The following is a 15,928-nucleotide window of genomic DNA, read 5'->3' on the forward strand; positions in this document are numbered from 1 at the left end:
GAGGTGCATGACGAACATTGTTAGGCATGCACGAAGTGCATCAAACCTATGAAATTTTCAATCTCTAATTCAGATTGTACCCGCTATTACCCTGATGGTCTTGGGGATTTTGCGGGTTTTGCGGCACATTATTCTGCTGAGCCTGCGGATTCTGAGGAGCTTGCGGGTCATATCCATACCCCTGCTGCCCATTCTGAACATGCTGGGCGTTATGCTGTGCAGCGGGTGCCTGTCCCTCGGATACGGGCACGGCGAGAGCGCTGGCATCGACGGGCTGGTTCTTTCCGTGAAGCGCGTCGTAGTAGGCCTTAGCCTTCTCCATGTACTTTGTTGTCGGCGGTATCCAGGTAAGAATAATCAAGAGTGCAAAAACAGCAACAGACGCTATGCCCAGGTAGACCACGTACACGTAGGAGTTGAGGAACCCAACAAACCTCTCCGGAATGAGGTCCGTCTGCAAAAGATCCTGTACACCCCGCGCGTCATCTAACCTTGGCAAAAAGATGAAAAGGTTAAAAGCAGAAGCACCGATTGCAACCACAGTCAGGGTGGCGGAATTCGACCTATCGCCGTATTTAACCTTGTAAGAAAGGTAGATGAAAGCAACGATAGAGATAACGGCACCAATATAAGCCCTCACGCCAAAGTCGAAGGGATTATCTTTTTTAGGATCCAAATCGGTTGCTCGTGCGAATTCTGCGAATTTCGAGGTCACGGTGAGCTCAAGAATTAAGCACGCAAGACTTACAAGAGCCGCAATAATACCCACGATGAGAACGGCGACAACGGTTCCTCGGTACGCGGGCTTCTCAGGAAGTTCAGCGGCGGGAGCGGGGGCGTTCCCATACATGGGCTGACCGGCGGGTGCGGGTTGTTGGGGGTAGCCTTGGCCTCCGGAAGGCTGGGGATTTTGAGGTAAAGCCGGGTCAGGTCTATGCTGCTCGCTCATCGGTGGTACTCCTTTGTTCTCGGTTACCGTGTTAAACGGCTGTATTATGAGCATAGCGGAGCCTTAGTTTCAGGTCATACATTATTGACCGATGTCGTGAAATATTTTTTAATCACGCCGAGCTCAATATGATATTTCGTCATATACAACGAATTTTTGGACACGCCCGATCTCGAATTTTATTCGGGAAAAACCCTTCAGCGACCGCAAACCATCGCTCCCGGATTCAGAAATGCTGGCCACGCTGCCGTTAGCTCAGGAGCATAGCCCGGATATGTCTTGTACATAGGCTCCCAGAACCTACGGCTAACAGTGCGCGCATGCCTGACGGTAGGCGTTGCTCTCACGCATATACAGGGTAACGCTGGCGGGGAACATCAAAAATCCTAACAGCACCAGGTGCGTCAGTGCCGCCATGCTCAGCACCACAACCGACAAATATGACCCCGGAATATCGGGAACGGCGGGGCGCAGCCAGCTCAGAGTCAGCAGAGAGGTTCCCAAGGTCAGCAGCGCGAGTGAAACCAGCAGAGCACGCGCCAGCGCATACCCCCGAAGAATAAAAATTCCTAGAATAATGTGCAAGAAAACGTTAGCAATAGTCAGAGCGTTACCCAGAGCAAAATTTTCAAAATTCCATGATGCCGTCAAATATATGGTGCGGAGAATAGCAATCATCATGCTGGCGCATGCGGCTATCTTCACCGCACGCGGTAAATAAGGCCGCTCTAAAGAGGCTCTCGGTACGGGCGAATAATTCACCATATTCTCTTCGCCCATATACCCAGAGGTCAGTGTTGTTGTGGAGTATTCAGAGCGTACAGCACTGTCATAGCTCATTGGCGGTATTCCTCCTAGAGGGCTGCGGCATTGTACGAAAGTATCTAAGGTCTTAGCTGAGTGTTACGAAGAACCTCCACAACCCTTAAACCACACGTTACAGGTTCATCAAGCAATATGACAATATCTCTAGGTTTTTGCACTATGTTTTAATATTGAAAAGCGTAGGTTTAAGGCGCTTATAGTTTCATTATTTATCGGTCAGATGCCCAGAAATAAAGGCTTTATGGGCATACAAGAAATTATTTACGCGCAACGAGATCAGTTATAAAAAGGGTGCTGCGACATATATGAAATATATGTCGCAGCACCCTCACGAGGTAAAACTCTTATATCCTCAGGGAGCTAAAGCTGCTGCCCTCCAGAAGGAGGCTGATTCCCCGGTGCCTGCCCCGGATGCGGCGCGGGTGCCGGATATGCATAGGGCTGCGGCATTCCGTAGGGGCTATTGGCCTGGTTTCGCGCCCGCCGCACCGAAGTACGCTGGCGAACATACCTATTCGCGGGCGGCAGCCACATCAGAATCAGGGGCAGAAGACCCACCACCAAAATGGAGATATAGATGATGACAAGTCCGAAAGCTTGACTCCGAAGATCCACTAGATCCGTAAAATTGGCAAACTCGTTGTAGCCTACGATCGAGTCCATCAGGAAAAGCATGACTAAGAGCGTATTCAACACTGTAAAAACCGTCAGAACAATACGCGCCCAGTTGTATCCCAGGAAAATAAAAATTCCGAAAAAAATGTAGATGATGCTGAAGAAAATACCAAAAACAAAACGGCCTACTAGACCGACCTGCATATCTCGAAGTTCATAAAATTCCGGTTTAGCAATAAACTGTTGATAAGCGCTCTCCCCCAACGATTGACGGAGCGCTTCCATCAGGCTACTCACCATAGAGGCCATAACGCCGTATTCGATGACGCGTAAGATGGGCATCAAGATCGCCAAGATGAGGACAGACAGCAGCAGAATCGACATTTTCGGTTTAGCGGCTGATTCCGGCGGCGTGGATGGTGACGGTGCCACCTGATGTGCCGGATTCTGCATATACGGCTGCGAGATCTGCGGGTTTACAGGGTGGTTCTGTCCATACTGATTCTGCGGCTGGTTTGAGTATGCACCTGATGTCTGCGGACCTTGCGGTGGCCGGGGGTCTGGACTGGCGGGCTTGGGGTATTCATTCATCGACAATAGTCCTTACGGTTATAACGGGGTGAAGCACCGCTTTGGGCTTCTTTTCGAGAATAGCGGAAAGCGCTCACACTGCCTAGTATCTGGGCTATGAGTTTGTACCTTTAGTCTGCTCTTCCGAGGCTAATTCCGTCTGAGCCGCAAACCGGTCGGCGTAGCTCTTACTACCCGCCTCAAGCGCTTCTTTAGCTTTCCAGTAGGCTTTAGTATTCCGCATATACACGTTCACAGGCGGCATCCACACGAGAACAACCAGGCATATATTCGCCAAGAAAAGTAACATATATACGGTCACCAGAGCCCCTAAATACCCCTGCGCATTCGCAAAAGCCGGCGCCTCTGGGTCGGACATCGTATAAGCCTGCCCCAAAGCGCTCATACCACTCATCAGCACGCCCAAGGAGGCAAGAATAGTCAGCAGAATGCGACCCCAGTTTTTTCCACTATTCACGACGAGCCCAAAAAGAATATAAAGCAGAGCAGATGTCAGTACGGAAAGAAAATGGAATGTGAGCGTTGAGTTTAGCTGCGCCTGTGCAAACATTCCAGATTTCATCTGCTCAAGAGACATATCACCATACGCAGGTACGTATGTGCGCGATTGATGCCATTTAAAAGCCTCACTCAAATATGAAGACGTTAGGACATACTCCACAAAACGCAGGATTGGGCACACGGTAGCGGTAAAAATTGCGAAGACAAAAACAAAAGTAGGTCTTTTAGGCTCCTTAAAGGCGGCAGCGAGACCTCCCGGATTCGATGCTGCCATATGAGGCTGATACGAGGGCGTGCCTTCCGGCATAGGCGCGGCAGAATATGTCATGGTGCAGTCCTTACACGGGTTTTATGAAATTTATAGTGTTACGTGAATACTCTTTTGAGCATACTAAAAAGTTCTTTGAACACCAGCATTGTGGTTCTCTTATGAACTGAACCTTGGCGGCTTAGATTCTGCCGCCGCCCTAGCTGCCGATCACAATCTGTTCGTCTACGACCGCTGCCCGGGATACTGCTGCCCGGTATTGGGGTTGTAACCTCCTGGCTGCTGACCCGCATAGTAACCTGGCTGAACAACGTGATATGCATATACCTGCTGATATTGAGTCTGTTCCATTAAACGCGCCAGCCGATATGCCTTGAGTTTGCGTACATAACGATTAGCCGGGCGAAGCCACATCACAATTATCGTAAGCAGGTTAACCGCGCAGAGGGCAGCGTATAGAATCACGAGCACCCTCATATACCCCTGTACCTGTGGATTTTGTGAGATCCCTTCAATACCTGTCTGTGCGGTATTAAAAGCCCAGCATTTGAAGGCGCTCATAATAATCCCGATAACGGCAATAATTGTCAGCATAATACGCGCCCAATTCCGCCCCACATATGCGAAACAGCCGAAGAGCAGATAAAGACACGAAGACACGAAAACAGATACCAGCAGAAAGGCTGCCTGGGCGCCCGAGAGTAAAAATGCGGGAACCGCAATGGCCTCGCGATCAATATTCTCTGCATACTGTTGGGAGCTTACCCAGCGTGCCGCCTCGTTCATTAACGATGCACTGACCAGATACTCTATGATCCGTAACGCGATGCATGCCAAAGCACCCACAAGAACCAGCGTCAGTACGAATGTTCGTACAGGTTTTTCAATCTTAACCGCGTTATTGTCATATGTGCCCTGAGGGGCAGCCTGAAGGGGAACTGTAGGATTCTGCCCCTGCCCCACCGCCATATGCTGCTGCAAATGCTGCACATAAGGGTTTGAAGGTTGCTGGGGTGAGGGGTCTCCTGAAGTAGGGTTTGGGTGGTTGGTCATCGGCGATTCTCCTTGAGGTTTTAGCTCAATAGAACTGTGAACTTATTTCTGAGAGTAGCCGACCTCAAGGGCGGTTTGCAGTATTTACACCCGTATTCCATATGTGGAATATTTCTCAGCAGGTTTTCTGCGATATACAAAAGGTACCGCACCAGATCGGAAAACATCTAGCACATCACCCTCAAAATACTCTCTCACCTGCATATATTCCAAATAGAGAATATATTGTGGGGTGGTTTAGAACATCAGGGAGTCCTCACGCTGCTCGGCACGCCATAGGCTTCGCGCATGCATATATTCGCGGGCGGCACGGCTCCAGATCAGTCCAAGAGCAATAACGCTCATCACAAGATACGGCATACCCACATAAAGAGGCACATAAAGCGGCGACGAGTTGGAATCTAAGAGGAACTCTACTTCCTCCATAGGAGCCCCATTAAGACCGGCCATGATAACGCCCACCAGCAAGAGCACAATAAAGGTGCAGAGCATTCCCAACAGCAAGGAGGCAGTCAGCACATACGCAGCCCACCTATGCCCGCGTAAATACGCAAATAACACCACCACATGAAGCGCCATCAGCACGAAGGTTGCCATCATGAAAAATACGAGGGGAAGCTGGTCTTTGAGCGTCAGAAAAGTTTCTGATTCCCAGAGCGATACGCCCTGCAGCGGCACCGTAACAACCCAGACGATATACGAGATCAGAATGTACGCCCACATCCCTATAAATATCGTCATGATGAGGGCTGCCAGAGACACTTGAAGGGGCCTTATAGGCTTGCCCGATATTTTCGACACTAATACCGTGGCCCGATCGTCATGCGGATGCTCTGGCTGGTTTTCCACCCGGGTTTTCCCCTCTCGTACTGGTTTCTAGTGTTAGATTAGCAAGGTTTGCCAGCAAGAGACAGATACAACACCGCCGCGCATGTCATATCATGTCGCGCAACCATACGGTGCGTCCCGTACAGATGTTTACGAAGACTAGCGAATACTCAATGTTGGGCGAGCAAGTATCGCACGCAGAGTATTGAACTTATACAGGGTTACACTCAGCAATGCGATTTCAAGAAGCCATAAAGCACCCAGCGCGCAGAGTACAATCATGGGGTCAAGACCCAGTGAAATACCATCCCAGTTCAAGACGAGAAGTAGGAATGTGATGGGTGAAAGTACCAGTCCAACACCGATAAAGCAGATCAGCGAAAATATTCCCCACACGGAATATACGGATGCGTCCGAAGCGTCTTTGGGCGGACGCGCTAACGGCCATACCTGAACAACGGCGTAGATTGTGATAATCAGCCAGAATCCCCACCCCATATTGGTGGTGTAGCGTGCAATAATAGCGCCTTCAAAAATCCCCAAGAGAGCGAGCACTGCTAACCGGACACCAATGGTGATGTTCAGAGAACGTCGTCGTGCATTTATTGTTTCAAGGCCTGCCTGCATTTGAGAGAATGCGCGATCCGGGTTCTTCGGCGTATATGCCTGATGTGGAATACTATTCCGTCGCGGCGATACATCCTGCTCAACCTCTTGCGAGGTTTGTGATGGGGCAGGTTTTGATGCAGCGGATACTTCCGAAGAACTAGGCGCTGGCGGCGTCGGCGTGGGAGCGGGAATAAAACGTGGGGCAGGCGCATCCTGAGGTGCCTGAGGCTCGGCAGTTTTCGGTTTCGTAGCTGCCCGAAGCGCCTGACGAACCGCGCCCTGTTTCTTGGGCTGCGGTGGCTGTGGGGCTGGTTCCGGCTCCCCCGAATTCTGTCGTGCATGCTCAAGGGCGTATGCGGGCGGCGCTGCCGGAACCGCGTGGCGAATCGGTGCCGTGTAGCGGGTGGGCACCGCATCCTGACCAGCCGGCGGGGCTTCGTCCCGAGGGGAGTCTTCGGCGTTCATGCGGGCAGAAGGAAACGCATCGGCATCATGCGCACGAGATTCGTGATCCACAGCAGTTTCCTCCTCCCCATATATCTCAAAGATACATACGGCTTTTTTCGGAAGATAAATTCCCGAAGCCGAGTGAGTTTTTTATCTACGCATACCCTATCACGGTTGATAGGGGTTCTTCGGGGAATATATGCCTCGTTTCATGCGCGATGCATACACTACAAATATAATCGAGAAAACTAAATCAACCGCAGGTGCAACCGTCGCCACTAGGGAGACTAGCGCCCCTTTATCCACGGTATGTCCCCAGGTCACCACGTTTTCTACTGTCGGGAGTAAAACTAGGGCTCCTCCTATAGCTCCCAAGGCTGAAAGCACAATCCCAATAATGTTGATAACGCGCACCCGCAGATAGTGGCGGTTATTTTTAACGGCTAACCAGCCAAAAATATTGCAGATTGGAAAGGCCGCGATAAGCGTTACTAAAATATACCCGGGCACAATGACTATACGTTCACGTGAAAGGCATTTATCCTGATCCAATGCCTCTTTGCACAAATCAAACGTGTCATTAATACCTGAAATAATACCCATCGCATACAGGGCAAGAAGCGCACCTACAATACCTAGACGCACCAGATATATTGATGCATATTTTCTGATCTCGGAATTATCAGGACCCGTCGATAATGCACCAGAGTACCCGTAGGTACCCGGCACACCGTACGCTGCAGACCCGACAGTATAGGGGTTCTGGGGTGCTGCATAAGCGAGCACACCAGGCTGACCCTGCATTGGATAACCCGCCGACAAGGCTGGATGCGCCACGTGGTGTTCCGCACCCCGCCCCGTCGGCTGTACATCAGAATTATTGCCAGATACGTTTTCTACCGGCTCGTGAGCCACATTTTACCTTTCACACCAAGACAACTCGAATGAGGCACGGTGGGGCACCCCGCAGTGGTTATACACCGGGTTTCGTGAAGTAGTCCTTATGGTTCATCCACGAGGCATGCCGGACGAAAATAATCGAGAAAATAAGCTCTGCCACGGGTACTGCCCCAGCCACGAGGAATATGATAAAAATGGCGAGTAATCCCGAGGATCCAAACGCCGTTATCATGGCTATACCGCCCAAGAGCATTAAACCAGCAAGCACAATCCCCAAAGACGAAAGCACAATGCCAATAATGTTAATGACAAGCACCCTCACGTGGTGCTGATTTTTCCTAACGGCAAGCAGCCCAAAAATATGACATATCGGGTACGCGATTAAAATGACAAGGAAAATCGACGCCCCCGTGATTGCTGAGGTGTTATCCTCACGGCATACTCGCTGCGAGTATTCACTCCATGAGTAGCTGCCGGTTCCGCAGTCGCTAAGTTCGATGATCGCACCGATAAGGTTGAAAGTCGTCGCAACAATACCGATCGCAATAAGAGCACCCACAATACACAGGCGCAGCAGGTACATCAGCGAACGTTTGCGGACAATCTCATCGTGCGGGTTTGCAGGATATGCAGTGTACGGGTATGCGGTTGGGCTCGGCACTGCATATCCCGAATATCCGGGTACGACATGCGGATTCGCATAGGGATTTGGAGGCGTCGATGGACTCGGCGCAGGATAGCCCGGTTGCAACCCGACATACCCTGGTGCTGACGGAGGAGTCTGCTGGTTCTGGGTGTTGCCGGAGTTGTTGGGATTTTGTTTATCCTCGGATAAAGGAGCCGACTTTGCGGCGTGACCGCTATGTTCGTGCTGCGATGCGCCGCCGGTTCCATCGGTTTTATGTGCGGTGCTGTCCCCCGAATGCTCATCTACAGGCGACGTCGCCGAAGATTCCTGCGGCGCAGTTCTAGGTTCCTCAGACTGACGGGAAGAATTATCGTTTTTCATGGGGTCTGTGCTCATATATACATCCTCATTACCGGTAATTTCTGTGTAGCCCGGCGCGCGGGTGCCTCGCTACACCAACGTTGGGTTATGTCATACACTACCACGCTTGCAAGGAGTAACGGCTGCAATCATGGCACGTTGGGGAGCGGATAAGCTCAGGAACTCATTATGGTATATCCGAGTCTGTGCGGTGGGTGCTCTGTGCTTCGGCCTTAGTCAGCGTATGGTCGTTGACTGCCTGGTCTTCAGGCGGGGAAGATTCTTGTGACAGATCGCGAGTCTCTTGGGCTTCACGTTCGGCACGGGAGGGGAACCTGCGGAAGATCAGGAAGACGAATATGAGGGAGCATAAAATCTCGATCACGAAGGACGCCATAATCCAAATGGTCAGAATGGGGTACGAGCCTCCCAGGAGTTTCCACAGGGTTCTTGGCCCGTGAATAAACACCAAAATATAGGCGAAAAATCCGGTTATAACGGATGCCGCCAAGGCGCTGAGCAGGTTTCCCACCATGACGAGACCCATAGATTTATTGCGCGCATACGCGACCGCAAACCAGCCGTGCAAAGACAGGTACATGAGGGGAACCGCGCCGATGGGGTCAAGCCCGATAGCCTCGAAAAAATACACCAGCGTCAGTGCAGGCACCACGAGGAAAAGCATGCGGACAAGATACAGGCGCCGCACGGGTGGCGGCGTGGAACAAGCCTGATCCCAAAAACCCGGGTTATATTGTTCGCTCATAGGTACCCTGTCTGCCGCTGGCATTGTGAAGCACTGCCGGAGGCGCCATCGAGAAAGCACTCAATACTACGGTACGAGATGAAACTGAGATAACGCTGAAATTTACGCCCTATTTACTGAAGCGTCACCAAGAGCTTGCAGAACGCAGCAAAAATTTCAGAGTTTATCCCTCGAAAATCCCGCGGGTACGATCCTTACGCACGGTGTGCGCCGGGAAAATTCGGCCGCTCATGCTGATGTAAACGCCCGGTTCCAGCAGGTTAAGCGCGGAAATCGCAGCCCCCAGGTTGAACCCCGCATCCGAATGCGCCATGACCGCTGGCTGCATGGCACCGGTCAGCACCACAACCTTTGACCCCAGCTCGGCGTGCTCGGCGATGTATCGGGCGGATTCGCTCATCGTGTCGGTCCCGTGGGTGATGAGAACCTGGTCGTGTTCAATCGCGTTGAGGGCGGCAACGAGTTCGGCACGGTCTTCGTCGGTCATATCCAGGCTGTCTTTGCCGATGAGCGCACGAATATCAAAACGAATATCGGTGAGCACTCTCGACAGCACATCGTGCGCGGCAGGCTTGCCAATATCGAGGGTGCCCGCCACCGAGTAGAACTTATCGATAGTTCCGCCGGTTGCCAGGATAGTGATAACGTCCGGGTTTTTGATGGTGCTCATGGGCGCGGGCTCCTTAGGGGCTGAAACATCGCCGGGGTGTATCTTTGCCCCGGTACCGCATATATTCTAGGGCATTGACGGGTATTTCTTCATGCCTTATGGGGCACGAAAATGTGGTGTTGGGCCGCGTGTCATTGGCGGGCGTAAAATACCCACCCGGGCGTGGAGGAGGAGTCCGCCCGGGTGGGTAAGCCTTATAGCATGCGCTTATCGCGGTGGTTAGCGGTTGTGCCTGAAGACAGCACTCACGAATTTTGCTCCGCCGTAGGTGCGGCATACGGCACGATCGTTCGCACCGACGTTGGTCCTTCCGCGGGGCTGCTGACGAACATTTCCCCATCGAAGGTGGCGAGCCTGCGGCGAACGCCTTCCAAGCCGCCGGATGCTTTGCTGCCCAGCGCATCCTGTGGGATACCACCGGTGCCGTCATCTTGCACTTCCAACATAATGAGCGATTTACCCTGCGTGATACTCACGGTAATATTTTGGGCGTTCGCGTGTTTGACGGCGTTCGTCACCAACTCCGCCGCCGCGAAGTACAGCGCGGTCTCCAGCGGTTCGGGCAGGCGCCCGGTCAGCGTGCTCGTAAATGTAGTCGGTACCGAGGTGCTGGCGCACAGCGAGCGCACTGCCTCATTCAGCCCGCGGTCCGCCAGCAGCGGCGGGCGAATACCCCGCACCAGGCCGCGCAGCTCCTGCAGGGCCGTCACCGAGCTGTTCTGCGCTTGGGAAAGCATCTGCTGGGCGCGTTCGGGGTCTTCTTTCATGAGTGCGGCAACCTCGTTGAGTGTCATGCCCATAGAGACCAGGTGCGCCTGAACCCCGTCGTGAAGGTCACGTTCGATGCGTGAGATTTCGTCCTGCTGAAAATCCAGGGCATCGTTGCGGGTGTCGGTCAGGTGGCTGATACGCTCACGCAGCACCAGTTCGGAGGGGCGCCCCAGCACAGGCTGAACCCAGTAGCCGTAGGCCTTCAGCAGAGGTCGGGCGATGATGAACGCCAACGGGATCTGGATAATACCCATGATTCCGGCATACCAGTACGCATTGGGGGTGGTCATATCAAGGAACATGTAGTGTGGTCCGCCGGGATCAACGTCAAACAAAGGGGCGAAATAATGCTGCCCCATCATGAGCGCAACACCCCACACACCGCTGAGGAATAGCAAGATTGGTAAAATCCCAAGGAATGTACCCACAAAGACATTTACAAAGTGCCAGAGAATATCGCGCAGCACCAGACTATCGCCCAGCCGGGCGAGGCTTTTGCGGGGGTTGATCGAGTATTTACCGCCTTCTACGGGTTTGTACCCGCCGATCACCTCGACTCCGGCACGGTGGCGTGCGGTATTGCGCTCTGCCTCTGCATTGAATTTCATCCAGTTCAGCATGAACGGCAGGATCAGGAAGCCAATCCCCACCAGGCACAGGCTGATGACGACGCAGAAAAGAGCAAAAACATAGACCTCATAGATGGCACGAATGAAAATACCCGCCATGAGAAGAATAGTTTGCCCGCGCCCGGGCGGATTGTAGTCCCGCCCAGATGTCTGGGTGCTCAGCGGTTTGAGATAGGAAGGTCGTGAGCTGATTGAATCCGGGTTGACTGACTCCGGGCGTGCGGGCGCGGAACCGGGCTGAGGTTTGGAGCTGGGTTGGGGCGCGGAACTCGACTGCGGGTCTGTGTACATCCGCAGGATCGGTTCGGCAACGTTTTCGGTGGGCATCGTGCCGCCTCCTGTCGGTAATCCGTGGTGGTGTGGTTGCGTTTCCATATAATTAATAGTGTCACCGAAGAGCTGGCTCCGTCATGGGTGCTGGCACCACCTTTTTCCGCAATGTTGTATCGGAGGGCGGATGCGCATCGTCATAGCCGAAGACCAGTTTTTGCTCCGGCAGGGGCTTGAGAACCTGTTTACCCGCCACGGTTTTGAGGTTGTTGCCGCCGTGGATGATGGGCCGTCGCTCACGGATGCGGTGCTCACCCACCGCCCGGATGTTGCGCTGATCGACATTCGCATGCCGCCGACCTTCACGGATGAGGGTTTGCGCGCGGCGGTTCAGATTCGCAAGCAGATTCCGGGGCAGCCGGTGCTGATTCTTTCGCAGTATGTAGAGCGCCTGTATGTGGATGAGCTGCATATGGACGGCGGTTTGGGCACCGGCTACCTGCTGAAAGATAGGGTGTTTGACGATGCCGGGTTTGTGCGCTCGGTCAAGGCGGTTGCCGCAGGTGGCGTGGTGGTAGACCCGGAGACCCTCAAGGAGCTAATGGAGCATCGGGCGGTGCAGCAGCGCTTGGAGAGGCTGACTTCCCGCGAGCTTGAGGTGCTGACCCTCATGGCGGAGGGTCTGTCAAACAGCGATATTGCTGAGAAGCTGTTCGTGGCGGAAAAGACCGTGGCGAAGCACATTAACACCCTTTTCGCGAAGCTCGACCTACCCGATACGAACAGCAACGCCCGCCGCGTGCAGGCCGTACTGCATCTGCTGCGGAATGGGTGATACTTTCGGTTTAGCCTAGTTTTCTATTCGGTGAGTTATCGTGCAATGGGCGGTTATTTAAGCCGCCCGATAGACTTCACGATTGTAATTACACAAACGCTTGAACCGGTCTTATGCCCCGCGTATAGTCGCCTACTACGGAACTAAACCTGATGGAAGGAGTACATGATGCGCGCGAACTACCCCGAACTCGTCCCCGAGTCCTACAAGGCAATGATGGCGTTAGAAGGTACTCTCACCCTGGAAACCGCCCTCAAAGAGCTCGTCAAATTGCGCGTCTCACAGATTAACGGATGTGCTTTCTGCACCGATATGCACGCCAAGGAGGCCAAACTCAACGGTGAGCGGGAGCTGCGGCTGTACCATGTGCCGGTTTGGCGGGAGTCCAATCTCTTTAATGAGAAGGAACGTGCAGCCTTGGAGTGGGCCGAAAAACTAACTCGCCTGGATGGCGGACATGTGACCGATGCAGATTATCAGGAGGTTCGCCAATACTTTGATGACAAAGAGCTGGCAGAGCTCACCTTCGTGATCACCGCTATTAATGCTTGGAATCGTCTGGGCGTGGCATACGCCGCCGTTCCCGGAAGTGTTGACAAAATGATGGGTCTGGATAAAGCAGGACTGGAATAAAGGCTCTGTTACTCGACCCGATCGGGTCTATCTGCAACAGATTTAACCTCGTGAGCGGTTGTGAAATACCCGATGGGTTTCGAGCTCTACCGGTTATGAGACTGATACATGACTTACATAGTTAGGTTTATTTCTAGCGTTTTTTACATTATTTCTTGATATTTATTTTTATGGCAGGTATACCAACATGACTCAAGGGTCTTCGACAGCATGCCTATTGCTAAAACATGCCCCCGAAGACCCTTGAGCCGAAAATATATTTTATTTTCAGAAATCTAATGCATTAAATAAAATGCAAAAGGTAATACCATGCTAAAGGTACACTAGTTACCGTGCTGCTAACAGAGGAAAAACCGGGATATGGGTATGGTTCCAGACCACGACGGGATAGGAATCCTCACTCGTCGTCATGTCGCCCTGATCGTATGCAGTAAGGTGAACCTGGTACTTGTGGCTCGGGTTAATCTTAGTGCCATCAACGTTCACATGCAGGTCAAAGTGTCCATCACTACTAATGCTAGACCCGCCTACAGTGGTGCTAACGTCATCATCAACGACGTTCCCGAACTCATCAAGCTCCTGAACAGTCAGAGAGTAATTAAAACTGGGGTTATTATCGTACCAGACACCTCGAACATTCAGAGCATTGTCAGTTTTCTGCGGGTCAATGAATCCGTCAACAGAGTCGATCACAACAAAGATGCTCTCTACAGGAGCACTAGGCTGGCTTACCTGCCTCTGACCATTTTGCGATGCAGAATTCGAGTCGTTCTGAGAAGCGTTAGCGCCTTGCTGCTGGCTCTGAGATGAGCCGTCAGATGCAACCTGCGTAGCACCACCCTGAGCCTGCTGACCTTGACCATTAGTACTCTGCTGTTGCCCCTGTGCATTCTGGGATGCAGAGCTTGCGCCTTCACTCTGAGGGCTTGCAGGCGCTGCGTTTGCCTGCGCAAGCGGAAGAACCGTCACACCCGCAAGGGTGAAAATAGCAGCTCCGGTCATAGCCGAACGAGAATAGCGAAAAGCCATCATAAACTCCATTCATCGGTGACATGAACAATTCAACCCTAAACATAATTGAGGACCGAGACACAAGAGATATCGAGGAATCATCACAATAATTATTCTGAGAACGAACTTTTTTACACCGATATAGGCTATAGCGGGTTAATAGCTCTGAAAAGTTCAATGTATTTCATTCATCAGTGAATGGAATACTGATAAATGTAATATATTACTAGATTTAAGTATAGAATTTTTAACATTAGTTCTTGATATTTATTTATGGCAAATATGCCCGCTAATGTGCCAGCGCAACTCAAAGGGTCTTCAACAGCATGCATATCACTAAAACATGCCCCCGAAGACCCTTGAGCCGAAAATATATTTTATTTTTCAGAAATCTAATACACTAAACAAAATGCAAAAGATAATACGGTGTATTAACTACTGTGCTGCCGACAGAGGAACAACCGGAATGTAGCTACGGTTCCAGACCACGACGGGGTAGTACGCGTAACTCCTCGTTAAGGTATCCTGATCAAACACGTCCAGGTAAAGCCGGTACTGGTGGTTCGGGTTAATCTTAGTACCATCAACAACCACGGATATCCCGAGGTTCCCCTCCGAATCATTGCTAGACGCGCCGCCGACGGTGTTAACGTCATCATTAACGATGTTCCCGAACTCGTCGAGCTCCTGAACACGCAGGTCGGATATTATACGGTGGGTATTATCGACCCCGGTAATCCCTACAGACAGAGAGTTATTAGTCTTCTGCGGGTCAATGAATCCATCGACAGAGGTGATTGTAGCATAGCCGGAGCTCTGCTTCGCGGGTGCGGAGGGCTGGCTATGACGGCTCTGATTATTCTGTGACGCAGAATTCGAGTTTGAGCTGCTCTGGGAAGCGGATGCACCCTGAGCCTGCTGACCCTGACCGCCGGCATTAGCACCCTGCTGATCCTGAGATGCACTAGGCTGGCCCTGCTGCTGTCCTTGACCACTCTGGGATGCGGAGCTTGCACCCCGACTCTGAGGAGCCTGCTGACCCTGACCGCTGGCATTAGTACCCTGCTTATCCTGAGATGCACTAGGCTGGCCCTGCTGCTGTTCACCGCCGGATGCAGCCTGCGAAGGATCCTGTGTCGCACCGCCCTGGGTCTGCTGCTGACCCTGACCGCCGGCATTAGCGCTCTGCTGTTGATCTTGGGTTGCACCATCCTGCTTCTGGCCACTGGCGTTAGCACCCTGCTGACCCTGAGCATCAGCATTGGCACCCTGCTGGCCCTGACCGTTAGCATTGGCGCCCTGCTGCTGACCCTGATCCTGACCGTTCTGTGCTGCAGAATTTGGCTGGCCCTGAGTGGACCCAGAACGAGCCTCATCCTGAGGACTTGCAGGCGCTGCATTTGCCTGCGCAAGCGGAAGAACCGTCACACCCGCAAGGGTGAAAATAGCAGCTCCGGTCATAGCCGAACGAGAATAGCGAAAAGCCATCATAAACTCCATTCATCGGTGACATGAACAATTCAACCCTAAACATAATTCAGGACCGAGATACAAGAGATATCGAGGAATCATCACAATAATTATTCTGAGAACGAATTTTTTACGTTGATATAGAAATATTCGAAGTTATTTAGCCAAGATTTTATAAAAAATTTCTCCATTAAGTTTTTACAGAAAAATATAGCTCTGCTTCTCACAAGCAGATTTGAGTTAAATTCAGGATGGCAAAGATATTTTCAGTTTCAATAACTGGTAAAGATAAACATCTA

General features: G+C 51.9%; 16 protein-coding genes. 2 read left to right on the forward strand and 14 right to left on the reverse strand.

All coding sequences use genetic code 11. From position 1 onward, the window contains the following. Nucleotides 1–64: 64 nt before the first annotated feature. From HMPREF0733_RS03175 to HMPREF0733_RS03230, 12 genes are all read right to left on the reverse strand, one after another. On the reverse strand, nucleotides 65–949 hold the full coding sequence (locus tag HMPREF0733_RS03175) for an ATP synthase subunit B family protein (RefSeq protein ID WP_244864812.1): 885 nt from the start codon (nucleotides 947–949) through the stop codon (nucleotides 65–67). A gap of 306 nt (nucleotides 950–1,255) precedes the next feature. After that, on the reverse strand, nucleotides 1,256–1,789 hold the full coding sequence (locus HMPREF0733_RS03180; RefSeq protein ID WP_041321591.1) for a hypothetical protein: 534 nt from the start codon (nucleotides 1,787–1,789) through the stop codon (nucleotides 1,256–1,258). Between the two features lie 345 nt (nucleotides 1,790–2,134). Further along, nucleotides 2,135–2,980, reverse strand: coding sequence for a hypothetical protein (locus tag HMPREF0733_RS03185; RefSeq protein WP_041321593.1), 846 nt, complete (start codon nucleotides 2,978–2,980; stop codon nucleotides 2,135–2,137). A gap of 94 nt (nucleotides 2,981–3,074) precedes the next feature. After that, nucleotides 3,075–3,809, reverse strand: a complete 735-nt coding sequence (locus HMPREF0733_RS03190; protein WP_041321595.1) for a hypothetical protein — start codon at nucleotides 3,807–3,809, stop codon at nucleotides 3,075–3,077. Between the two features lie 165 nt (nucleotides 3,810–3,974). Further along, nucleotides 3,975–4,802 (reverse strand): hypothetical protein, encoded by an 828-nt coding sequence (locus tag HMPREF0733_RS03195; RefSeq protein ID WP_041321598.1) that lies wholly within the window; start codon nucleotides 4,800–4,802, stop codon nucleotides 3,975–3,977. A gap of 237 nt (nucleotides 4,803–5,039) precedes the next feature. Next, a complete protein-coding gene (locus HMPREF0733_RS03200; RefSeq protein ID WP_004005686.1) occupies nucleotides 5,040–5,651 on the reverse strand; it encodes a hypothetical protein in 612 nt (203 codons plus the stop codon). Between the two features lie 138 nt (nucleotides 5,652–5,789). Then, nucleotides 5,790–6,755 carry a hypothetical protein gene (locus HMPREF0733_RS03205; protein WP_041321599.1) on the reverse strand — a complete coding sequence of 322 codons (966 nt, stop codon included), beginning with the start codon at nucleotides 6,753–6,755 and terminating at the stop codon, nucleotides 5,790–5,792. 99 nt (nucleotides 6,756–6,854) lie between these two features. Beyond that, entirely contained in the window at nucleotides 6,855–7,601 is a 747-nt protein-coding gene (locus tag HMPREF0733_RS03210) for a hypothetical protein (RefSeq protein WP_041321601.1), read from the reverse strand. A 58-nt stretch (nucleotides 7,602–7,659) separates the two neighbouring features. Further along, nucleotides 7,660–8,610: a hypothetical protein gene (locus HMPREF0733_RS03215; protein ID WP_041321602.1), complete on the reverse strand. Its 951-nt coding sequence runs from the start codon at nucleotides 8,608–8,610 to the stop codon at nucleotides 7,660–7,662. A gap of 151 nt (nucleotides 8,611–8,761) precedes the next feature. Next, nucleotides 8,762–9,340 carry a peptidase gene (locus HMPREF0733_RS03220; RefSeq protein ID WP_244864814.1) on the reverse strand — a complete coding sequence of 193 codons (579 nt, stop codon included), beginning with the start codon at nucleotides 9,338–9,340 and terminating at the stop codon, nucleotides 8,762–8,764. 163 nt (nucleotides 9,341–9,503) lie between these two features. Further along, complete coding sequence (locus HMPREF0733_RS03225) at nucleotides 9,504–10,010, reverse strand: asparaginase domain-containing protein (protein ID WP_013397951.1); 507 nt, start codon at nucleotides 10,008–10,010, stop codon at nucleotides 9,504–9,506. A gap of 245 nt (nucleotides 10,011–10,255) precedes the next feature. Then, nucleotides 10,256–11,737 (reverse strand): sensor histidine kinase, encoded by a 1,482-nt coding sequence (locus HMPREF0733_RS03230; protein ID WP_244864816.1) that lies wholly within the window; start codon nucleotides 11,735–11,737, stop codon nucleotides 10,256–10,258. Between the two features lie 130 nt (nucleotides 11,738–11,867). On the opposite strand from HMPREF0733_RS03230, the gene HMPREF0733_RS03235 reads away from it, so the two are divergent. Together HMPREF0733_RS03235 and HMPREF0733_RS03240 are read left to right on the forward strand one after the other, a co-directional pair. Continuing rightward, complete coding sequence (locus HMPREF0733_RS03235; protein WP_013397953.1) at nucleotides 11,868–12,515, forward strand: response regulator transcription factor; 648 nt, start codon at nucleotides 11,868–11,870, stop codon at nucleotides 12,513–12,515. Between the two features lie 165 nt (nucleotides 12,516–12,680). After that, the gene (locus HMPREF0733_RS03240) at nucleotides 12,681–13,148 is read left to right on the forward strand and encodes a carboxymuconolactone decarboxylase family protein (RefSeq protein WP_013397954.1); all 468 of its coding nucleotides are present in this window, start codon (nucleotides 12,681–12,683) and stop codon (nucleotides 13,146–13,148) included. 327 nt (nucleotides 13,149–13,475) lie between these two features. On the opposite strand, the gene HMPREF0733_RS03245 is transcribed toward HMPREF0733_RS03240, so the two are convergent. Both HMPREF0733_RS03245 and HMPREF0733_RS03250 read right to left on the reverse strand, forming a co-directional pair. Next, the gene (locus HMPREF0733_RS03245) at nucleotides 13,476–14,180 is read right to left on the reverse strand and encodes a hypothetical protein (RefSeq protein ID WP_244864818.1); all 705 of its coding nucleotides are present in this window, start codon (nucleotides 14,178–14,180) and stop codon (nucleotides 13,476–13,478) included. 414 nt (nucleotides 14,181–14,594) lie between these two features. Then, on the reverse strand, nucleotides 14,595–15,650 hold the full coding sequence (locus HMPREF0733_RS03250; protein ID WP_244864820.1) for a protein argonaute-2: 1,056 nt from the start codon (nucleotides 15,648–15,650) through the stop codon (nucleotides 14,595–14,597). Between the last annotated feature and the right edge of the window lie 278 nt (nucleotides 15,651–15,928).

The organism is Rothia dentocariosa ATCC 17931 (assembly GCF_000164695.2).
GTDB lineage: Bacteria > Actinomycetota > Actinomycetes > Actinomycetales > Micrococcaceae > Rothia > Rothia dentocariosa.